The sequence below is a fragment of the Staphylococcus capitis subsp. capitis genome, from assembly GCF_040739495.1.
Lineage (GTDB): Bacteria > Bacillota > Bacilli > Staphylococcales > Staphylococcaceae > Staphylococcus > Staphylococcus capitis.
The window spans coordinates 775,554-796,948 of sequence record NZ_CP145263.1; the positions used below are offsets into that span (position 1 = coordinate 775,554).

27 protein-coding genes and 1 riboswitch are annotated in these 21,395 nt (G+C 33.7%); of the genes, 23 read left to right on the top strand and 4 right to left on the bottom strand.

Translation table 11 applies throughout. From position 1 onward, the window contains the following. Window positions 1-7: 7 nt before the first annotated feature. The 13 genes from wecB (at window position 8) to fabZ (ending at window position 10,389) form a co-directional block, all read left to right on the top strand. Window positions 8-1,141 (top strand): non-hydrolyzing UDP-N-acetylglucosamine 2-epimerase, encoded by a 1,134-nt coding sequence (wecB, locus tag V6C74_RS03860; protein WP_016898664.1) that lies wholly within the window; start codon window positions 8-10, stop codon window positions 1,139-1,141. Between the two features lie 165 nt (window positions 1,142-1,306). Beyond that, window positions 1,307-1,657, top strand: a complete 351-nt coding sequence (locus V6C74_RS03865; protein WP_002453711.1) for an ATP synthase subunit I — start codon at window positions 1,307-1,309, stop codon at window positions 1,655-1,657. Between the two features lie 26 nt (window positions 1,658-1,683). Further along, window positions 1,684-2,412: a F0F1 ATP synthase subunit A gene (atpB, locus tag V6C74_RS03870; RefSeq protein WP_002453710.1), complete on the top strand. Its 729-nt coding sequence runs from the start codon at window positions 1,684-1,686 to the stop codon at window positions 2,410-2,412. A 44-nt stretch (window positions 2,413-2,456) separates the two neighbouring features. Then, window positions 2,457-2,669: a F0F1 ATP synthase subunit C gene (atpE, locus tag V6C74_RS03875; protein WP_001048816.1), complete on the top strand. Its 213-nt coding sequence runs from the start codon at window positions 2,457-2,459 to the stop codon at window positions 2,667-2,669. Window positions 2,670-2,763: 94 nt separating this feature from the next. Beyond that, a complete protein-coding gene (locus V6C74_RS03880) occupies window positions 2,764-3,279 on the top strand; it encodes a F0F1 ATP synthase subunit B (RefSeq protein WP_002453709.1) in 516 nt (171 codons plus the stop codon). Further along, window positions 3,279-3,818 carry a F0F1 ATP synthase subunit delta gene (locus V6C74_RS03885; protein WP_002453708.1) on the top strand — a complete coding sequence of 180 codons (540 nt, stop codon included), beginning with the start codon at window positions 3,279-3,281 and terminating at the stop codon, window positions 3,816-3,818. The genes V6C74_RS03880 and V6C74_RS03885 overlap by 1 nt, the downstream gene beginning before the upstream one ends. A 22-nt stretch (window positions 3,819-3,840) precedes the next feature. Then, the gene (atpA, locus tag V6C74_RS03890) at window positions 3,841-5,352 is read left to right on the top strand and encodes a F0F1 ATP synthase subunit alpha (protein WP_002453707.1); all 1,512 of its coding nucleotides are present in this window, start codon (window positions 3,841-3,843) and stop codon (window positions 5,350-5,352) included. Between the two features lie 81 nt (window positions 5,353-5,433). Beyond that, on the top strand, window positions 5,434-6,300 hold the full coding sequence (gene atpG / locus V6C74_RS03895) for an ATP synthase F1 subunit gamma (protein WP_002435866.1): 867 nt from the start codon (window positions 5,434-5,436) through the stop codon (window positions 6,298-6,300). Window positions 6,301-6,321: 21 nt separating this feature from the next. Further along, a complete protein-coding gene (atpD, locus tag V6C74_RS03900) occupies window positions 6,322-7,734 on the top strand; it encodes a F0F1 ATP synthase subunit beta (RefSeq protein WP_002435865.1) in 1,413 nt (470 codons plus the stop codon). 19 nt (window positions 7,735-7,753) lie between these two features. After that, window positions 7,754-8,158, top strand: coding sequence for a F0F1 ATP synthase subunit epsilon (locus tag V6C74_RS03905; RefSeq protein WP_002453706.1), 405 nt, complete (start codon window positions 7,754-7,756; stop codon window positions 8,156-8,158). A gap of 140 nt (window positions 8,159-8,298) precedes the next feature. Next, window positions 8,299-8,532, top strand: coding sequence for a DUF1146 family protein (locus V6C74_RS03910; protein WP_002453705.1), 234 nt, complete (start codon window positions 8,299-8,301; stop codon window positions 8,530-8,532). Window positions 8,533-8,641: 109 nt separating this feature from the next. After that, complete coding sequence (gene murA / locus V6C74_RS03915; RefSeq protein WP_002453704.1) at window positions 8,642-9,907, top strand: UDP-N-acetylglucosamine 1-carboxyvinyltransferase; 1,266 nt, start codon at window positions 8,642-8,644, stop codon at window positions 9,905-9,907. Window positions 9,908-9,951: 44 nt separating this feature from the next. Beyond that, window positions 9,952-10,389 carry a 3-hydroxyacyl-ACP dehydratase FabZ gene (gene fabZ, locus V6C74_RS03920; RefSeq protein ID WP_002435844.1) on the top strand — a complete coding sequence of 146 codons (438 nt, stop codon included), beginning with the start codon at window positions 9,952-9,954 and terminating at the stop codon, window positions 10,387-10,389. Window positions 10,390-10,469: 80 nt separating this feature from the next. On the opposite strand, the gene V6C74_RS03925 is transcribed toward fabZ, so the two are convergent. After that, window positions 10,470-10,913, bottom strand: a complete 444-nt coding sequence (locus V6C74_RS03925) for a YwpF-like family protein (protein WP_002453703.1) — start codon at window positions 10,911-10,913, stop codon at window positions 10,470-10,472. Window positions 10,914-11,103: 190 nt separating this feature from the next. On the opposite strand from V6C74_RS03925, the gene V6C74_RS03930 reads away from it, so the two are divergent. From V6C74_RS03930 to yidC, 7 genes are all read left to right on the top strand, one after another. After that, a complete protein-coding gene (locus V6C74_RS03930) occupies window positions 11,104-11,499 on the top strand; it encodes a single-stranded DNA-binding protein (protein WP_016898665.1) in 396 nt (131 codons plus the stop codon). Between the two features lie 394 nt (window positions 11,500-11,893). Next, complete coding sequence (locus V6C74_RS03935) at window positions 11,894-12,619, top strand: transglycosylase family protein (RefSeq protein ID WP_002453702.1); 726 nt, start codon at window positions 11,894-11,896, stop codon at window positions 12,617-12,619. Between the two features lie 119 nt (window positions 12,620-12,738). Then, a riboswitch (TPP riboswitch) is annotated at window positions 12,739-12,837 on the top strand. Window positions 12,838-12,914: 77 nt separating this feature from the next. Beyond that, the gene (tenA, locus tag V6C74_RS03940; RefSeq protein WP_002453701.1) at window positions 12,915-13,610 is read left to right on the top strand and encodes a thiaminase II; all 696 of its coding nucleotides are present in this window, start codon (window positions 12,915-12,917) and stop codon (window positions 13,608-13,610) included. Next, on the top strand, window positions 13,597-14,418 hold the full coding sequence (thiD, locus tag V6C74_RS03945) for a bifunctional hydroxymethylpyrimidine kinase/phosphomethylpyrimidine kinase (protein ID WP_016898666.1): 822 nt from the start codon (window positions 13,597-13,599) through the stop codon (window positions 14,416-14,418). The genes tenA and thiD overlap by 14 nt, the downstream gene beginning before the upstream one ends. Beyond that, window positions 14,411-15,199, top strand: coding sequence for a hydroxyethylthiazole kinase (thiM, locus tag V6C74_RS03950; protein WP_002435520.1), 789 nt, complete (start codon window positions 14,411-14,413; stop codon window positions 15,197-15,199). Before thiD ends, thiM begins: the two co-directional genes overlap by 8 nt. 6 nt (window positions 15,200-15,205) lie before the next feature. Beyond that, complete coding sequence (gene thiE, locus V6C74_RS03955; protein WP_002453698.1) at window positions 15,206-15,844, top strand: thiamine phosphate synthase; 639 nt, start codon at window positions 15,206-15,208, stop codon at window positions 15,842-15,844. Window positions 15,845-15,932: 88 nt separating this feature from the next. Continuing rightward, window positions 15,933-16,805 (top strand): membrane protein insertase YidC, encoded by an 873-nt coding sequence (gene yidC / locus V6C74_RS03960; protein ID WP_002453697.1) that lies wholly within the window; start codon window positions 15,933-15,935, stop codon window positions 16,803-16,805. A gap of 58 nt (window positions 16,806-16,863) precedes the next feature. Here the strand turns inward: yidC and V6C74_RS03965 are convergent, their stop codons facing one another. Both V6C74_RS03965 and cls read right to left on the bottom strand, forming a co-directional pair. Further along, window positions 16,864-17,526, bottom strand: coding sequence for an HD domain-containing protein (locus V6C74_RS03965; protein ID WP_002453696.1), 663 nt, complete (start codon window positions 17,524-17,526; stop codon window positions 16,864-16,866). Window positions 17,527-17,580: 54 nt separating this feature from the next. Beyond that, window positions 17,581-19,065: a cardiolipin synthase gene (gene cls, locus V6C74_RS03970; protein ID WP_002453695.1), complete on the bottom strand. Its 1,485-nt coding sequence runs from the start codon at window positions 19,063-19,065 to the stop codon at window positions 17,581-17,583. A 185-nt stretch (window positions 19,066-19,250) separates the two neighbouring features. Here cls and csoR point away from each other — a divergent pair, with 185 nt between their 5' ends. From csoR to V6C74_RS03985, 3 genes are all read left to right on the top strand, one after another. Then, a complete protein-coding gene (csoR, locus tag V6C74_RS03975; protein ID WP_002435858.1) occupies window positions 19,251-19,544 on the top strand; it encodes a copper-sensing transcriptional repressor CsoR in 294 nt (97 codons plus the stop codon). A gap of 14 nt (window positions 19,545-19,558) precedes the next feature. Further along, complete coding sequence (locus V6C74_RS03980) at window positions 19,559-19,765, top strand: hypothetical protein (protein ID WP_002453694.1); 207 nt, start codon at window positions 19,559-19,561, stop codon at window positions 19,763-19,765. A 136-nt stretch (window positions 19,766-19,901) separates the two neighbouring features. Beyond that, the gene (locus V6C74_RS03985) at window positions 19,902-20,039 is read left to right on the top strand and encodes an Lmo0850 family protein (protein WP_002435861.1); all 138 of its coding nucleotides are present in this window, start codon (window positions 19,902-19,904) and stop codon (window positions 20,037-20,039) included. A 56-nt stretch (window positions 20,040-20,095) separates the two neighbouring features. Here V6C74_RS03985 and V6C74_RS03990 read toward each other — a convergent pair whose 3' ends face one another. Continuing rightward, window positions 20,096-21,307 carry an FtsW/RodA/SpoVE family cell cycle protein gene (locus V6C74_RS03990; RefSeq protein ID WP_002453693.1) on the bottom strand — a complete coding sequence of 404 codons (1,212 nt, stop codon included), beginning with the start codon at window positions 21,305-21,307 and terminating at the stop codon, window positions 20,096-20,098. Between the last annotated feature and the right edge of the window lie 88 nt (window positions 21,308-21,395).

Consider the following 21,395-nt stretch of genomic DNA (forward strand, 5'->3'; position numbering starts at 1 on the left):
TAGTTTGATGAAAAAAATTATGACCATCTTCGGGACAAGACCTGAAGCTATTAAAATGGCACCACTCGTAAAAGCATTAGAAAAAGATGCTGAATTAGAACCCGTCGTTGTTGTTACAGCTCAACACAGGGAAATGCTTGATTCAGTATTAAATACATTTGATATAACACCTTGTCATGATTTGAATATTATGAAATCTGGGCAGACTTTGCCTGATATTACATCAAAATCGATGGTTCTTTTAGAAGAAGTAATTAAAAAAGAATCACCAGATATGGTACTAGTACATGGTGATACAGTTACTACGTTTTCTGGGTCACTAGCAGCTTTTTATAATCAATTACCTATTGGTCATGTTGAAGCTGGGTTAAGAAGTTATGATAAGTATTCTCCTTTTCCTGAGGAGATGAATAGACAAATGGTTGGGGTAATGGCAGACTTGCATTTTGCCCCAACTTTTAATGCAGCTAAGAATTTGCTTGATGAAGGCAAATCATCTAACAATGTGGTAATAACTGGTAATACAGCGATTGATGCTATGAACTATACAATTAATGATAATTATACTTCTCAAATCATCGATAAACATCGTAACAAGAAATTTATTTTATTAACTGCTCATAGAAGGGAAAATATAGGTCAACCTATGATTAACGTGTTTAAGGCAGTTAGAAAATTAATTGATCAGTATGAAGATTTAGCATTAGTATATCCAGTTCACATGAATCCGAGAGTTAGAGAACTCGCTGAAGCGTATTTAGGTCACCATGATCGTATAGAGTTAATTGAACCTTTAGATGTGATAGACTTTCATAATTTTGCTAAGCACGCTTACCTAATTATGACTGATTCTGGAGGAATACAAGAAGAAGCTCCATCTCTACATAAACCTGTACTCGTATTGAGAGATAGTACAGAGAGACCTGAAGGGGTAGAAGCAGGTACTTTAAGGGTTATTGGTACTAATGAGGACTCTGTTTATGAGGAAACTAAGCGTCTTTTAGACGATAAACAGCTTTATAAACATATGAGTGAAACAAACAATCCCTATGGAGATGGGAATGCAAGTAATAGGATAGTAAATCATATTAAATATTATTTTGGATTAATTAGTGATAAACCCAATCATTTTGAAAAATAAAAAGTTTGTTACGTTACTTTTTTGTGAATATTTTGTGACAAAAATGCCGTAAATTTTAACAAGACTTTGAATAGAATTGACACCATACAATAGGCTATATTATCATTTAGATTGTATGAGTGGAACGGTTTACATGATTGGTATAAGACACTCGGAGGCATATAGATGAGTCGTTTCTACATCATTTTTAAACAATATATCCAATATTATCTTTATCTCTTAATAGTATTAGGAATATTGTATCTAATTATACCCCGACCTTTTATTTTAGGATTAATGATAGGAACATGTGGTTCTTTGGTTAATACATACATCTTTGAAAGTTATTTAGCAAAGGCACAACAACAAGATGCTATACATATTTCAACGGGCAATATATGGAGATATCTTGTAGCAATCATTGCGTGTTTGTTATGGTTTTTCTTCAAAGACCACATCAATATCATAGGTGTATTAATTGGTTTAATGATTTCTTATATTGTAATCATATTGCGCCCTCTACTTAAAAGGGAGTAAAAATTAAATAAGAAAGAGGTGAGTTTATGGATCACAAATCCCCACTCGTCAGTTGGAACGTGTTTGGATTCGATATTGTCTTTAACATGGCAAGTGTTATGATGGTGCTCATTACGGCGATTTTAGTTTTTATCATAGCTTTAATATGCACGCGTAATCTTAAAAAACGACCAACTGGAAAGCAAAACTTCATTGAATGGGTATTTGATTTTGTAAGAGGCATCATAGAGAGTAACATGGCTTGGAAAAAAGGTGGAAACTTTCACTTCTTAGCAGTGACATTAATTTTGTTCATCTTTGTAGCCAATATGCTTGGTTTACCGTTTGCTATTGTTACTAAAGATCACTATCTATGGTGGAAATCACCGACAGCTGACGCAACGGTAACTCTTACGTTATCTACAACTATGATTCTACTAACGCATTATTACGGTATTAAAATGCGTGGGCCTAAAGCATATGCAGCCGGATACTTTAAACCTTTCTGGCCACTTGCAATCATTAATGTATTTGAGGAGTTTACATCTACATTAACTTTAGGTTTACGACTATACGGTAATATCTTTGCTGGTGAATTATTACTTGGTTTACTAGCAAGTTTACTTTTCCAACAACCAGCATGGGGTTGGATTATAAGTATTCCAGGATTAATCGTTTGGCAAGCGTTCTCAATATTCGTTGGTTCAATCCAAGCGTATATCTTCATCATGCTTTCAATGGTTTATATGTCACATAAAGTGGCAGATGGACACTAAATTAATTTAATAATTATATACAATTCTTAGGAGGAAAATTTATTATGAATTTAATCGCAGCGGCAATCGCAATTGGTTTATCAGCATTAGGTGCAGGTATCGGTAACGGTCTTATCGTATCTAGAACAGTTGAAGGTGTAGCACGTCAACCAGAAGCACGTGGTCAATTAATGGGTATTATGTTCATTGGTGTTGGTTTAGTTGAGGCTTTACCTATCATTGGTGTTGTAATTGCGTTCATGACATTTGCTGGATAAGACATATTAAGGCGAGGCCTGTACAAGGCTATCGCCGTTCGTTTTGTTTTTTATAGCTTAGTGATTATATCTACGAAAGGAGTGTCATGAGCCCGTGACTGCAACAGCTAATATGTTCGTTTTAGGTGCAGGAGTCGAATGGGGAACAACAATTGTTACACTTGCCACATTCGTAATTCTTCTTGCGCTATTGAAGAAATTTGCTTGGGGTCCATTAAAAGAAGTAATGGACAAACGTGAGCGAGACATCAATAAATATATTGATGATGCTGAACAAGCTAAAATTAACGCTCAAAAACTTGAAGAAGAAAACAGAAAGACACTTAAAGAAACTCAAGATGAAGTTCAAAGAATCTTAGACGATGCTAAGATTCAAGCACGTAAGCAACATGAAGAAATTATTCATGAAGCTAATGTAAGAGCTAACGGCATGATTGAGACTGCTCAAAGTGAAATTAACAGTGAAAAAGAACGTGCACTTGCTGATATTAATAATCAAGTATCTGAACTATCAGTATTAATCGCATCTAAAGTTCTTAGAAAAGAAATTTCAGAGCAAGATCAAAAAGATTTAGTTGAAAAGTATTTAAAAGAGGCAGGGGATAAATAATGGTAAAGGTAGCAAATAAATATGCCAAAGCATTATTTGATGTCTCTAATGATACAAATCAATTAGATGTAGTTTATGAAGATTTAGAAACAATCAGCCATTCATCTTTCGACTATATTAAAAGTTTAAAAGCAATTGATAGTAATCCTTCATTAACAGCAGATGAGCGTAAATCATTCGTTAATGAAGTATATAGTGGTGCAAATCAATACGTCGTTAATACGCTAAAAGTTTTAGCTGATAATCGTCATTTATCATTAATTGAAGATGTATTTAGAGCTTTTCAAAGTTTATATAATGCGCATCATAACCAAGACTTTGCAATTGTAGAATCTACTTATGAATTAAATGAAGATGAATTAGCAAGAATAGAACAATTGATTAAAGATCAAACACATTTATCTAGAGTAATTGTTAGCACTAAAATCAATCCAAATTTAATTGGTGGATTTAGAGTTAAGGTCGGCACAACTGTTATGGATGGTAGCGTTAAGAATGACCTTGTTCAATTACAAAGAAAATTTGAAAGAGCTAATTAATATTTAAAGAGGAGTGACATAGATGGCCATCAAAGCTGAAGAAATCAGTGCATTACTACGCTCACAGATTGAAAATTATGAGTCTGAAATGTCCGTAACTGATGTTGGTACTGTACTTCAAATTGGTGACGGTATCGCATTAATTCACGGATTAAACGACGTTATGGCTGGTGAGCTAGTAGAATTCCACAACGGCGTATTAGGTTTAGCACAAAACCTTGAAGAATCAAATGTTGGTGTGGTTATTTTAGGACCATACAACGATATTAGTGAAGGTGACGAAGTTAAACGTACAGGCCGTATTATGGAAGTACCAGTTGGAGACGAATTAATTGGAAGAGTCGTTAATCCACTTGGTCAACCTATTGATGGACAAGGTCCTATCAATGCAACTAAAACACGTCCAGTTGAGAAAAAAGCAACTGGTGTTATGGATCGTAAATCAGTTGATGAACCATTACAAACAGGTATCAAAGCAATTGACGCTTTAGTACCAATTGGTCGTGGTCAACGTGAGTTAATCATTGGTGACCGTCAAACTGGTAAAACAACTGTTGCTATCGATTCAATCTTGAACCAAAAAGATCAAGATACAATTTGTATTTACGTAGCTATTGGGCAAAAAGATTCAACAGTACGTGCAAATGTTGAGAAATTAAGACAAGCAGGCGCTTTAGATTACACAATCGTTGTTTCTGCTTCTGCAGCTGATCCAGCACCATTACTTTATATCGCACCATATTCAGGTGTAACTATGGGTGAAGAATTCATGTTTAATGGTAAACATGTTCTTATCGTATATGATGATTTAACTAAACAAGCAGCAGCTTATCGTGAATTATCATTATTATTACGTAGACCACCAGGTCGTGAAGCTTACCCAGGTGACGTTTTCTACTTACATAGTAGATTATTAGAAAGAGCAGCGAAGCTTAATGATGAATTGGGTGGCGGTTCAATCACTGCTTTACCTATTATTGAAACGCAAGCTGGTGACATTTCAGCTTATGTCCCAACAAACGTTATTTCAATTACTGATGGACAAATTTTCTTACAATCAGATTTATTCTTCTCTGGTGTAAGACCAGCTATTAATGCTGGACAATCAGTATCTCGTGTAGGTGGTTCTGCTCAAATTAAAGCTATGAAGAAAGAAGCCGGTACGCTACGTTTAGACTTAGCTTCTTATCGTGAGTTAGAATCATTCGCACAATTCGGTTCTGATTTAGATGAATTTACTGCTCAAAAATTAGAACGTGGTAAACGTACTGTTGAAGTATTAAAACAAGACCAAAACCACCCCCTACCAGTTGAATATCAAGTTTTAACAATTTATGCATTAACTAAAGGTTATTTAGATGATATTCCAGTAGAAGATATTACTCGATTTGAAGACGAATTAAACCACTGGGCAGATGCAAATGCAACTGACTTATTAAATGAAATCAGAGAAACTGGTGCATTACCAGATGCTGATAAATTTGATTCTGCTATTACAGAATTCAAAAAAGGTTTTAGTAAATCAGAACAATAATTCTTAATTGAAAAATTGTAACTGCAGATATGAGAGTACATTTTCAACGTTAATACTCTAATTAAAAAAGGTGGTGAGATAATGGGCTCTCTAAAAGAGATTGATAATCGAATAAAATCGACTAAAAAGATGAAGCAAATCACTAAGGCGATGAACATGGTTTCTAGTTCTAAATTGCGTAGAGCAGAAAAGAATACGAAGCAGTTCAGACCTTATATGGAAAAAATGCAAGATGCTATTACTGCAGTAGCAGGTGCTAATAGTTCTTCTAACCATCCTATGCTTAAAGCTAGAGATGTAAAACGTAGTGGTTATTTAATCATTACTAGTGATAAAGGACTTGCAGGTGCTTATAGTACAAATGTATTAAAACGTTTAGTGAATGATATTAAAGCGAAACATAATGACAGTAGTGAATACAGTATTATTGTTTTAGGTCAACAAGGTGTTGATTTCTTTAACAATAGAGGTTATGAAATCGAAAGTTCTTTAGTTGACCTTCCGGATCAACCTTCGTTTAAATCAGTTCAAGCGATTGCTAAGCACGCAATTGATTTATATAGCGAAGAAAATATTGATGAATTAACAATTTATTATAGTCACTATGTTAGTGTTCTTGAAAATAAACCAACAACTAAGCAAGTATTACCATTATCTCAAGAAGATTCTAGCCAAGGTCATGGTCAAATGTCATCTTACGAATTTGAACCTGATAAAGAATCTATTTTAAGTGTTATTCTACCGCAGTATGTCGAAAGCTTAATCTATGGAACTATTTTAGATGCTAAAGCAAGTGAACATGCTTCACGTATGACTGCAATGAAAAATGCTTCTGATAATGCGACTGAACTTATTGATGATTTATCATTAGAATATAATAGAGCGAGACAAGCAGCGATCACTCAACAAATCACTGAAATTGTTGGTGGTTCAGCAGCTCTTGAATAATATTAAAAGGAGGAAATCAACATGGGAATTGGCCGTGTAACTCAAGTTATGGGTCCAGTAATCGATGTTCGTTTTGAACATAATGAAGTTCCTGATATTAACAATGCCTTACACATCGAAGTTCCTAAAGAAGATAGCACACTTCATTTAACTTTAGAAGTTGCACTTCAATTAGGTGACGATGTAGTACGTACAATCGCAATGGACTCAACTGACGGCGTTCAAAGAGGTATGGAAGTTAAAGATACAGGTAAAGATATTAGCGTACCTGTTGGTGATGCAACTTTAGGAAGAGTATTTAACGTATTAGGAGAAACAATCGATTTAGATGAAAAGATTGATGATTCAGTACGTCGTGATCCTATTCATAGACAGGCACCTGGCTTCGATGAATTATCTACTAAAGTAGAAATCTTAGAAACAGGTATCAAAGTAGTAGACTTATTAGCACCTTACATTAAAGGTGGTAAAATTGGATTATTCGGTGGTGCCGGTGTTGGTAAGACAGTTTTAATCCAAGAACTTATCAATAATATCGCTCAAGAGCATGGTGGTATTTCAGTATTCGCCGGTGTTGGTGAACGTACACGTGAAGGTAACGACCTTTACTATGAAATGAGCGATAGTGGTGTAATTAAGAAAACAGCGATGGTATTCGGTCAGATGAACGAGCCACCTGGTGCTCGTATGCGTGTTGCATTATCAGGTTTAACAATGGCAGAATATTTCCGTGATGAAGAAGGCCAAGACGTATTATTATTCATTGATAATATCTTCAGATTCACACAAGCTGGTTCTGAAGTTTCAGCATTACTTGGACGTATGCCTTCAGCCGTTGGTTATCAACCAACACTTGCTACTGAAATGGGTCAATTACAAGAACGTATTAGTTCAACTAATAAAGGTTCTGTTACTTCAATTCAAGCTGTATTCGTTCCAGCCGATGACTATACAGACCCTGCGCCAGCAACTACATTCGCTCACTTAGATGCGACAACTAACTTAGAGCGTAAATTAACTGAAATGGGTATTTATCCTGCGGTTGATCCATTAGCTTCTACTTCTAGAGCGTTAGAACCATCAATCGTTGGTCAAGACCATTACGATGTAGCTCGTGAAGTTCAGTCTACTTTACAAAAATACAGAGAATTACAAGATATTATTGCAATTCTTGGTATGGATGAGTTATCAGATGAAGATAAACAAACTGTAGAACGTGCTCGTAGAATTCAATTCTTCTTATCACAAAACTTCCACGTAGCTGAGCAATTCACTGGTCAAAAAGGTTCTTATGTACCAGTTAAAACAACAGTATCAGATTTCAGAGATATCTTAGATGGTAAATACGATCATATTCCTGAAGATGCTTTCCGTTTAGTAGGTAGTATGCAAGACGTAATTGAAAAAGCCAAAGATATGGGTGTTGAAGTCTAATAATTAGGAGGTATGGATAATGAATACATTAAGCCTAAATATTGTCACTCCTAATGGTTCTGTCTACGAACGAGAAGATGTAGAACTAGCTGTATTACAAACAACAGCTGGTGAAATGGGTATCATGAGTGGACACATTCCAACAGTTGCCGCATTAAAGACTGGCTATGTTAAAGTTAACTTTCATAATGGTAACGAATATATAGCAGTTAGTGATGGTTTTGTTGAAGTTAGACAACATAAATTATCAATTATCGTCCAAACAGCAGAAACTGCTAGCGAAATCGATGTTGAGAGAGCTAAATTGGCTAAGTCGAGAGCAGAATCACATTTAGAAGAAGATGATGATAACAGTGACATTAATAGAGCCAAAAGAGCGTTAGAACGAGCTAATAACCGTTTACGTGTGGCTGAATTAAAATAACTAAAAAGGTTCGAGGCGTTATATACGCTTCGAACCTTTTTTTATTAAATATTTTAATTTCACAATCGGAATTATTAAAGTATCTTTATCAAGTTATTTCGTGTACAATGTTATACAGTAATCTTACGAAGGAGTAGAACATGGATTATCTTGGTCAATTTGCAATTGTACACCTTATCTTACATGTAATATGTATCTGTATAGCCTATTGGGCTCTAAACTCTGTTAGATTAGATCAATTTTTTAAAAAAGGTTATGCACTACAAGTGCAAATTTGTATGATATTTGTAGCTATTTTAATAGGTACATCGGTAAGTAATTTTATTGTCGATTTATTACAATATTCAACTCAAGTTAAGTATTTATTAAAGTAATTCAAAAACTGTTATTTATATCTAAAACTGGATATAATTATAAAATGAATATTAACTTATTAATCAGGGAAATGAATAAGTAATAGGAGTTATAAGTGGAGGATTTAAGATGGATAAAATAGTAATAAATGGTGGAAACCGATTAACAGGTGAAGTTAAAGTTGAAGGTGCAAAAAATGCTGTATTACCAGTATTAACAGCTTCTTTATTAGCTTCAGAGGGGCAAAGTAAACTTGTTAACGTTCCAGCTTTAAGTGATGTAGAGACGATAAATAATGTTTTATCAACACTTAATGCAGATGTTTCATATAATAAAGAAGAAAATGCAGTTAAAGTTGATGCTACTCAAAATTTGAATGAAGAGGCTCCATATGAATATGTGAGTAAAATGAGAGCGAGTATTTTAGTAATGGGGCCATTACTTGCTAGACTCGGACATGCAATTGTAGCGTTACCTGGTGGTTGTGCAATTGGTAGTAGACCGATTGAACAACATATCAAAGGATTTGAAGCACTAGGTGCCGAAATTCATTTAGAAAATGGTAATATTTATGCTAATGCTAAAAATGGATTAAAAGGTACTCAAATTCATTTAGATTTTCCAAGTGTAGGAGCAACACAAAACATTATCATGGCAGCTTCACTTGCATCAGGAAAATCAATTATTGAAAATGCTGCTAAAGAACCAGAAATTGTAGATTTAGCCAACTATATTAATGAAATGGGCGGTAAAATTACTGGTGCTGGAACAGATACAATCACTATACACGGTGTTGATAAATTACATGGTGTAGAACATTCAATCATTCCAGATAGAATTGAAGCGGGAACATTATTAATCGCCGGTGCAATCACACGTGGAGATATCCTTGTTCGAGGTGCCATCAAAGAGCATATGGCAAGCTTAGTATATAAACTTGAAGAGATGGGGGTTAATTTAGACTTCAAAGAAGACGGTATTCAAGTTTCTGCTGAAGGTGACTTAAAGCCTGTTGATGTAAAAACATTACCACATCCAGGTTTCCCAACTGATATGCAATCACAAATGATGGCTTTATTACTTACAGCAAATGGGCATAAAGTTATTACTGAAACGGTCTTTGAAAATAGATTTATGCATGTAGCCGAGTTCAGAAGAATGAATGCAAATATTAATGTTGAAGGTAGAAGTGCTAAAATTGAAGGAAAAAGTCAATTACAAGGCGCACAAGTTAAAGCTACAGATTTAAGAGCTGCAGCAGCATTGATCTTAGCAGGTTTAGTTGCGGAGGGTACTACTCAAGTTACTGAACTTAAACATTTAGATCGAGGCTATGTAAATTTACATGGAAAATTAAAAGACCTTGGTGCAGATATCAAACGTATTAATGATTAAATCATTTTTAAACATCAAAGTTTACATTTCGGAGGTTTAATGTAATGGAAACAATTTTTGACTATAATCAAATTAAACAAATTATCCCTCATAGACAACCGTTCTTATTAATTGATAGAGTTGTTGAATATGAAGAAGGAAAACGTTGCGTGGGTTTAAAGCAAGTTTCTGGTAATGAACCATTTTTCCAAGGGCATTTTCCTGAATACGCAGTAATGCCAGGTGTATTAATAACTGAAGCACTAGCTCAAACTGGAGCCGTAGCGATGTTAAACAATGAAGAGAATAAAGGTAAAATAGCTTTATTCGCTGGTATTGATAAATGTCGTTTCAAAAAACAAGTGACACCTGGTGATACGTTAATGTTAGAAGTAGAAATTACTAAAATTAAAGGTCCAATCGGTAAAGGTAGTGCGAAAGCTACAGTCGATGGTCAACTTGCTTGTAGCTGTGAACTAACATTTGCTATTCAAGATGCTTAAACTATTCCTTATTATAAAAGGAGTGTATCAAGAACTAATTGAGATGAATTAGTTCCTTTTACACTCCTTTTTTTATTTATTTAATTTCTTTCAAATTTTTCTTCTTTTAGTTTAGGTTTAGATTGCATCATTCGATTAAAGGTCTTCTTAAGCTCTTCACCAGTTAAACCATCATCTACCAATTCCTCTAGTAAGCTTTCGGCATAGACTTGTCTTAAAGTATAAATATGACATTCCAAAACAACAGACATTGATTTTTTAAAATTAGCGACATTTTTAACCGTAGCATCAAATAAAGCTGGATCATTTGCAGGTCTAGTGATGACTACTCTAATATCTAATAATTGTTTATCATCCATATATGTTTTAAATGTTTCATAGTGCTCATTTGAAATAATAATCTCAAGTAACCAGCCTGTTCCACTACCTTCTTTATTTATAATAACGCCATCTTCGATTTCATATTCTGAAACGCCACCATTCTCATTTACAATTTGAAACCGAACAGCCTTAAATGTTTTCATTATTTCACATCCCAATTGTTTTTTAAATATACAATAAATTAAATTATAAGCAGTTATGAACTTAATTAATGATTATTTTCTTTAAATATATCAAAAACATACTACAAATAGCTATCATTTTAAGGGTATTTGTAATTTTGACCAAATTATAACCCGTCAATTATTATGTATTACAAGAAGGAGGTGACACATGTTAAACAAAATAGTAATAGTAGGAAGGTTGACTAAAGATGCTCAAATTTATGAGAAGGAGGATAGTAAGGTCGCAACATTTTGTGTAGCAACTGAAAGAAATTACAAAGATGAAAATAATGAAATATCAAGTGATTATTTATTGTGTAAAGCTTTCGGCAAAACAGCAACCAATATCGAAAAATATACTAGTCAAGGTACATTAGTAGGTATAACAGGACAAATGCGTTCAAGAAAATATGAAAAAGAAGGACAAAAGCATTTTGTAACCGAACTATATGTAGAAACAATTAAATTTATGTCTCCAAAAACTAAACATAATGAAATCCTCTCTCAAAATCAATACGATGAAGACACTTATCATTCAGACGACATTGAAATTATTAATATTTAAAAATTAATTCTCTCCCTAAACTCCATCCTATTTTTAATAAAAATTAAATTATCCTTTTCTTTCAATTATACTCAAGCGACCTACTTTGATCGGCCAATATTAAAGTAAGGTCGCTTTTAATATTTAAGTCATCAATCATTCAATCAACTTATAATTATCTGACAGATTTCAATTATATTACAAACTTGTTTAAGAATCGATACAATCTCAAAACTGTCATGACAGTTTTGAGTAGAAATTTAATTCCAATTATAATTAATATTCATTGTAATTCGAGTGTAAAAAAGAGCTTGTTTTTTTTATTTCACTGTAACCTACACTGTTTATACAGATGTTAGAGTAGTACTTGTAAATTAGTTAAGAAAACAAATCACTTTTAGGAGGATTTTTAATAATGAAAAAGACAATTATTGCATCATCATTAGCAGTAGGATTAGGCGTTGTAGCAGGTAATGCTGGACACGACGCACACGCAAGTGAAGCAACAAACGTTGATAAAGCAGAATTAGCTCAAAAAGCTCAATCAAATGACCAATCATTAAACGAAAGCCCTATCCAAAAAGGTGCTTATAACGTAAACTTTGATTACAATGGTTTCAATTATCACTTTGAATCAAATGGTACTCACTGGAGCTGGAACTATGCACAAAATGGTCAAGCTACTCCACAACAAGATGTAAGCAACCAAACTTCAGCTGACCAAGTAAGTTCACAACAACAAACTAGCCAAGCTCAACAAGCTCAACCAGAACAAACTTCTGCTCCACAAACTGAGCAAACTCAACAACCACAAGCTAAAGCAACTACTTCTTACAGTGCACCAACTAACAACACTGCAAGTAGTCAAGCTTCATCAAACCAAGCTTCAAGTGGTTCATCAGTAAACTTAAATTCACACTTAAAACAAATTGCTCAACGTGAATCAGGTGGCGACATCCACGCTATCAACCCTTCAACTGGCGCAGCTGGTAAATTCCAATTCTTACAATCAACTTGGGATTCAGTAGCTCCAGAACAATATAAAGGTCAATCTCCAGCTAACGCTCCAGAAAGCGTACAAGACGCTGCAGCAGTTAAATTATACAACACTGCAGGCGCTAGCCAATGGGTAACTGCATAATTTAAATATATGATTATTAACCATCTTCTCAATATGAGAAGATGGTTTTTTTATTTAGAAGCACATTTAATTGATTTAGTGAGAGTCGTTTGATAATGTAATTATTGAATTAAATAAATATTAACTACTAGGGGAGCCACAAGGCTGAGATGATATGATTCAGACCCTTATAACCTGATTTGGTTAGTACCAACGTAGGAAAGTAGTCTTTATCAAATAAGCATCGCTATGCCCAGATTTAGCTACTTTTCATTGTTGGAAAGTAGTTTTTTTATTATCCAAGGAGGCTTATTTAATGAAATTTTCACAAGAATTAAGGGAAGAAGCTCAACCAATTATTGAAAGAATTTACAATGATAACTTTATTCAAGAATTATTAGCTGGGACTTTACCTAAACAAGCAGTACGTCAATATTTAAGAGCGGATGCATCATATTTAAAAGAATTTACAAACTTATATGCCTTACTTATTCCAAAGGTTCACACTATGCAAGATGTAAAATTCTTAGTCGAACAGATTGAATTCATGTTAGATGGTGAAGTAGAGGCACATGAAGTACTGGCTGATTATATCAATGAATCTTATGAAGAAATTGTTAAAGAAAAAGTTTGGCCACCAAGTGGAGATCACTATATTAAGCATATGTATTATAATGCTTATGCTCATGAAAATGCAGCATACACTATAGCTGCAATGGCACCTTGTCCTTACGTATATGCAGTTATAGCTAAGCGTGCGATTAAAGATCCTAAATTAAATAAAGATTCAATTACCGCAAAGTGGTTTGATTTTTATAGTACTGAAATGGATCCACTTGTTGATGTTTTCGATCAATTGATGGATCGTTTAACGGAAGAATGTACTGATAAAGAAAAGCAAGAAATCAAAGAAAACTTCTTGCAAAGTACAGTACATGAGCGCCATTTCTTTAATATGGCTTATATCGATGAAAAATGGGATTTTGGAGGAGAAAACCATGAACAAGCCTAAAATAGCATTAACGATAGCTGGAACAGATCCCACTGGTGGCGCAGGGGTAATGGCTGATTTAAAATCTTTCCATTCATGTGGCGTATACGGTATGGCAGCAATCACTAGCATTGTCGCTCAAAATACTCTAGGTGTTCAGAGCATTCATAATTTGGAAACAAGTTGGGTACAAGAGCAACTTGATAGTGTTTTTGATGATGAATTACCACATGCTATAAAAACAGGAATGATTGCAACTAAAGAAACAATGGAACTGATACAAAGTTATTTGAAAAAGTATTCAGATATTCCTTATGTTATTGATCCTGTTATGTTGGCGAAGAGTGGAGATTCACTCATGGACGATGATACTAAATCTCACTTACAAACTACCTTATTACCTTTAGCTGATGTTGTAACACCAAATATTCCTGAAGCAGAGGAAATTACTGGTTTAAAAATAGATAGTGAAGACAATATCCGCAAAGCAGGAGATATTTTTATCAATGAGATTGGTAGTAAAGGCGTTGTTATTAAAGGTGGTCATTCTGCTGATTTAAATAACGCTAAAGATTTCTTATTTACGAAGGACGATTTTTATACTTTTGAAAATAAACGCTTCGATACTAAACATACACACGGAACTGGTTGTACATTTTCAGCAGTAATCACTGCAGAACTAGCTAAAGGTCGTTCTATATATCAAGCAGTAGAAAAAGCTAAGTCGTTTATTTCAATGAGTATTGAACATACGCCTGAAATTGGTAAAGGAAGAGGTCCAGTGAATCACTTTGCATATTTAAAGAAGGTAGGTTTAGATGATGAATAATTTAGAAAGATTACGTTCAGAAAATCCACTTATTGTTTGCTATACCAATGACGTTGTTAAAAATTTTACAGCTAACGGGTTACTTAGTTTAGGAGCAAGTCCAGCAATGAGTGAAGCACCTGAAGAAGCAGAAGAATTTTACAAAGTGGCAAGTGCATTAGTGATTAATATAGGTACACTAACTCATGATAATGAAGAAGATATCATGAAAATAGGGAGAATCGCTAACGAACAAGGTACGCCAATTGTCTTCGACCCCGTGGCAGTAGGCGCGTCTTCTTACAGAAAACAATTTTGTAAGAGATTTTTAGAACAAATTGAAGTTTCTGTAATAAAGGGAAACGCATCAGAACTACTTACGCTTGTTGACTCTCAAACTACGATGAAAGGAACAGATAGTGATAGTTCACTTGATGCAGTTGAAATTGCTAGAAAGGCCCATAAAAATCTCGAAACAGCAATTGTCATTACAGGTAAGGAAGACGTTGTCGCACAAAATAATCAAATTGTTAAACTTGCTAATGGCTCACCTCTTCTAGCTAAAATTACCGGTGCAGGTTGCCTTTTAGGTGGAGTAGTGGCAAGCTTCTTATTTAGAAATACTCGACCAGAAATTGAACAGTTAATTGAAGCGGTTAGTGTGTACAATATTGCTGCAGAATTAGCTGAAAATAAAAACCATGTCCATGGCCCTGGATCATTTTTACCAGAATTGCTCGATCAAATGTATCAAATTGATGAGACAACATTTGAAAAATATGTACATAAAGTAGAGGTTTAATCTTATATGTTTAGCTCAGAGCAATTACAAGTATATTTTATTTGTGGAACTCAAGACATACCAGAAAATAGAACCATTGAACAAGTACTTGATGAGGCTTTGAAAGCCGGAATCACTATGTATCAATTTCGTGAAAAGGGCCCATCATCTTTAATAGGTGAAGAGAAGAAACAGTTAGCAATAAATTTAAAACGAAAATGCGAGAGATATCACGTACCATTCATTGTCAATGACGATATAGAGTTAGCAAAATATATTGATGCTGATGGTGTTCATGTTGGTCAGGATGATAAAGAAGTTAAAGATTTTGCTATGCAGTTTAGAAATAAAATTATAGGTTTGAGTGTGGGTAATTTAGATGAGTATCAACAATCGGATTTATCTCAAGTGGATTACATAGGTGTAGGGCCTATGTATACCACTACGTCAAAAGATGATGCTAACGCTCCTGTTGGTCCTCATATGATTACAAAATTGCGAGATTATGTTGGAGAATTACCTATTGTAGCAATAGGTGGTATTAATGAAACAAATATTGAACCAATTGCTGAAGCCGGTGCTGATGGCGTTTCAGTAATTTCTGCAATAACTAGAAGTAAGAATATTGACAAGACTGTTAAGCATTTTCGTAAATACTTTAATTAATCAATATATTTTTCCACTTTTTGTTTTCTACTATAGTATGAGTATGATAAAATGAATCCTATGTGAATATTACAATAGAGGTGGAAAAATGAAGAAAAAAGCGTTACTACCTTTGTTTTTAGGGATAATGGTTTTTCTAGCAGGGTGTGACTACTCTAAACCTGAAAAGCAGGACGGATTCTTCTTTAATACATTCGTTCAGCCAATGAAACATCTCTTACAATGGTTAGGAAATGATGTATTTAATAACGACTATGGACTAGCGATTATTATCTTAGTTCTTGTTATACGTTTAATCTTGTTACCATTCATGTTATCAAACTATAAAAATAGTCATATGATGCGTGAAAAAATGAAAGTAGCTAAGCCAGAAGTTGATGGTATTCAAGAAAAAGTTAAACGTGCTCGTACTCAAGAAGAGAAAATGGCGGCAAACCAAGAATTGATGGAAGTTTATAAAAAATATGATATGAATCCGATGAAGAGCATGCTCGGTTGTTTACCAATGCTTATTCAAATGCCAATTATCATGGGATTATATTTCGTATTAAAAGATAAACTTGTTAATGGACTTTCTGATCATCCACATTTCTTATGGTTTAATTTAACTAAACCAGATATTTGGATTACGATTATTGCCGGTGTTCTTTACTTTGTTCAAGCATATGTTTCAAGTAAAACGATGCCTCAAGAGCAACGCCAAATGGGATACATGATGATGATTGTTTCACCAATCATGATTATTTGGATTTCATTACAAGCGTCATCTGCACTTGGTTTATATTGGTCAGTCAGTGCCTTATTCTTAGTAATACAAACGCATTTTGCAAATTTGTATTACTCTAAACTTGCTAAAAAAGAAGTTCAACCTTTCATCGAACAATATGAAAAAGAACATAATCCGTCTTCTAATAAAAAAGGCAAAAATACGCAAGTTGTTTCTAAAAAGAATAAGAAATAGGTAATAAGAAAAGCCAGCAAATTAAATTATGATTTGCTGGCTTTTTCATGTGTCAAATTTACAAATTTGTGTTGTTATTGAAATTCCATTCGTGTAAAAATTGTTTTAAGAATTGAAGCATAAAATGATGACGTTCTTCAGCAAGCTTTCTTCCAGTTGAGGTATGCATCAAACTTTTAAGTTTTAATAATTTTTCGTAAAAGTGCTTAATTGCTGAAGGATCAAATGCTTCAATATTATCAGTATGTAGTGATTCGAATGGCACGTTAGATTCAGTCCACATTGGTTCGCCGAAATATCCAGCGAATTGAAAAGTTCGAGCAATTCCGATTGCGCCTAGCGCATCCAAACGATCAGCATCTCTTACGATTTGCCCTTCAATCGATAATGTGGCTTGATTGTTTTTACCACCACGGTAACTCATATTTTGTATAATATGCAAAACATGTTGAATATCATCTTGGGTTAAGTCAATCGTTTCTAGAAAAGTAGAAAGTTTATCATATGCTTGTTGTTCATTCGTTATTTTGCTATCCACTGTGTCATGTAATAAAGCGGCAAGTTCTATAATCGTTGTATGTACTAAACCCTCATTTAAAGCGATATACTTTGCTAATGTATGAACCCGTTCTACATGCGCGATATCGTGCCCAGTGTGATCATCTTTATGAACCATTTTCATATAGTTACATGCGTGTTTAATTTTTAATTCATTTTCCATAATAGTCTCCTTCACAAATAAAAGGTTTAGGAACAACCCAGACCTTTCAATTTATTATAGAATTGGTGACAATAATTGAGAAATACCTTCTTTAAATTTAATCCAAGTACTGCGTTGCTCGTATCTTTCTTCTGTAAGTCTAGATGACACTTTCATATCGTTAATAAATGCTTGCTTAAGGGAGCGTGCGACACTCTCATCATAAATAAAGGCATTTACTTCAAAATTCAATGTGAAACTACGATTATCCATATTAGCAGTACCTACACTTGCGAGTTCATCATCGATGACCAATACTTTAGAATGTAGGAAGCCATTCTCGTAATGATACACCTTTACGCCGGCCTCAAGTAAAGATGCGACATTTTTAAGTGTAGCCCAGTATACGAATGGATGGTCTGGCATACTTGGAATCATAATATTGACTGCCACACCACCAAGTGCAGCAATTTTAATTGAGTCTAAAAATGCTTGATCTGGTATAAAGTAGGGGGATTGAATATAAATTGATTCTTTAGCTGATGATATCATTTTTAAGTAACCGTATTTGATTTGTTCCCAATCTTCATCAGGTCCACTAGAAGCGATTTGAATGCCGATTGTTCCTCCAGAATTAACATCAGGGAAATATCGTTCTTGATAAGTTAAATTGTCTCGGGTAGATTGTGAATTCCAATCTAAAATAAATCGAAGTTGTAATGCATTTACAGCATCACCTACAATACGTAGATGCGTGTCACGCCAGTAACCAAACTTCTTAGATTTACCTAAATATTCATCACCTACATTGAAACCACCAACATAACCAATTTTACCGTCGATAATAACGATCTTTCTGTGGTTTCGGTTATTCATACGTAAATTAATTAATGGCAATTTTGATGGGAAGAATGATTCAGCATGCCCACCTTTATTTCTGAAATGTTTTAAATCCTTTTTACGTAAGTCCCTCGAACCCATATCGTCATATAGCATTTTCACTTCAATGCCTTCTTCGGCTTTCTTTTCAAGTTCACTAAGAATTTGTTTCCCAAGTCCATCACTATGAAAGATATAGTACTGAATATGTATGTAGTCTTGAGCATTACGGATATCATTAATTAAATCATCGAATTTTTGTTGACCATCAGTATAAATAGTTAAATCATTATCAGTCGTTAGAAAGGCAGCATTATTATAAAGTAACATTTGCACCATTTCTTTAAATTTAACTATTTGATGGTTACCTTTAGAGAAATCTTGTTTCTTGAGCGCTTCCAATTGCTCATCGACAATCATTTCTAAACCGACTTTATCTTCTTTATTTAATTTAAAGATTTGATCTCTTTGGATTTGACGACCTAACAATAGATATAAAATGAACCCAATTAAAGGTAGAAATACGAGCACAAGTAACCATGCCCATATAGAATTAGCTGTACGTCTCTCCATAAAGATAATTGTAAATGCAAAGATCAAGTTTAAAATGAAAGCGCCAATTAAGATAACATTAATGATTATATTTGAATGGTGAAGCGCCATAGTAAAGACTTCTAACATATGGTACCTCCTTTGTATTTCTCATAATTTCGTTGAAGATATTCAAAAAAGTTTTAACTATACAATTATAGCATGAAGAATGTTGAATATCATAGTCGGTTTTATTTTAAAAAGTGAATGAATCAATTGACTTAATAATTATTGAATAATACGATGATGAAGAATAAAGAAACGAGGTGACGCTTGTGACTGAAAATGAAACTGCACATCACTCAGAGCAAACGAAAGCAAATTTAAAGTCACGATTAAATCGTATCGAAGGTCAAGTACGCGCAATTAATCGAATGATTGAAGACGATGTGTATTGTGATGATGTTTTAACTCAAATAAGAGCGACACGCTCTGCTTTAAACAGTGTGGCTACTAAATTGTTAGATCATCATATGAAAAGTTGTATTATGAATAAAGTGAATAATGGTGCGCAAGAAGAAGCGATGGAAGAACTATTGGTTACTTTTCAAAAATTAATTAAAGATTAATGAGGTAGAATACAATGGAAAATGGAATTGTTTATGTTGCTAATATTGAGGCTATAGAGGAAGAAAACCAATTAAAGACACGTTTAGAAAATATGATTGGTGTCGAAAAAGTAGATATTGATAGTAAAGTAGGAGAAATAAAGATATTATTTGAAACGCCTGCGAATTTAAATAGTATTGAAAAAGAAGTATATGATTCTGGCTTTCGCGTGCGTTATTAGAGTAATGTTCAATTTACTTACATATAGCATATTTATAGATTTGTAAATAATTTTTTAAAATTTAACAATTGATGTAGTAAAGTAGTATAAATTGGGGTATGATAATTTTGAAGTCAATCCAAACGAGGTGATTATAGTGAAGAATCCAGATAAGATTCAAAACGTAGTCAAATTATTGTCATCATTAGGTGTGAATATTAAAAAAACTAAATCTCGTTTAGATATTATTAATACTTTACCTACATCTAATCAAGTAAGTCATGAGTTAAAATAATTTGCTTAAATGATCAAAAGCACTCACTATGTGTGAGTGCTTTTTTTGTTTGTAAATTATGCAGTTTTAGCAGTATCTAAAGTATCAGGTTCTTGATAACGCTTAGGTTCGTGATAATAAATAGATAGAATGACGCCTATGCCTGTCATTAAACTCCAAAGTGAGCTCCCACCATAACTAATAAATGGTAAAGGTATACCAGTAATTGGTAATAATTGAACCGTCATTCCAACATTTTGAAGTACATGGAAGACGATAAGAGAAACATACCCGATAATAAAGACTTTATTATATTGACTATTGATTTTACTTGCTAATCTAATTAAATGAAACACTAAAAATAAGAATATGAGAATTAGCACAACAGACCCAATGAAGCCCATCTCTTCGCCTACAACTGAGAAGATAAAATCTGTATGATTTTCAGGGATATAAACTTCACCGTGATTGTAACCTTTACCTATTAATTGACCAGATCCAATTGCTTTAAGTGATTCAGTTAAATGATATCCATCGCCACTACTATAAGTATAAGGATCCAACCAAGAATTAATTCGTCCCATTTGATACATCTTAATTCCTAATAGATTTTCAATTAATGTAGGTTTGAAAATGATAGCTAAAATAATACTAGCACCACCTACAATTGCTGCGATAAATATAGGTGCAAGGATTCTCCATGTAATACCACTAACCATCATAACACCGGCGATAACTGCACAAATAACAAGCGTAGTACCGAGGTCATTTTGTAATAAAATTAATAGCATAGGGAATATTGAGACACCTATAATTTTTAAAAATAGCATTAAATCTGAGTGAAACGATTTGTTGAAAGTAAATTGATTATGTCTAGAAACTGTTTTAGCTAGGGCTAAAATTAAAATAATCTTCATAAATTCTGAAGGTTGAATACTAATAGGTCCAAAGCTATACCAACTTTTCGCACCGTTGATCACAGGTGTGATGGCTGTTTCAGGTAAAATAAGCAATCCTATGAGTAAAATACAAAAAATGAAATATAAAATATATGTATTATGTTTAATTTTCTTAGGGGAAACTATCATAATCAGAAATGCCATAATAGCTCCGAGGATGTAATAAATAATTTGTCTGATACTGAAGTTCGCACTATATTGTCCGCCACCCATTGCAGAACTAATTAGTGTTACGCTTATGATTGCTAACACAGTAATTACCAGTACTAATATCCAGTCGACTTTACGAAACCAATGTTTGCTTGGTTGTTGACGAGATGAATAATTCATTTCCTACTCCTTTATAATCATGCGCGTATTAATATGATATATGAATGATTCATTTGTAGCATAAACCATTCATGAATCTATATAAAAT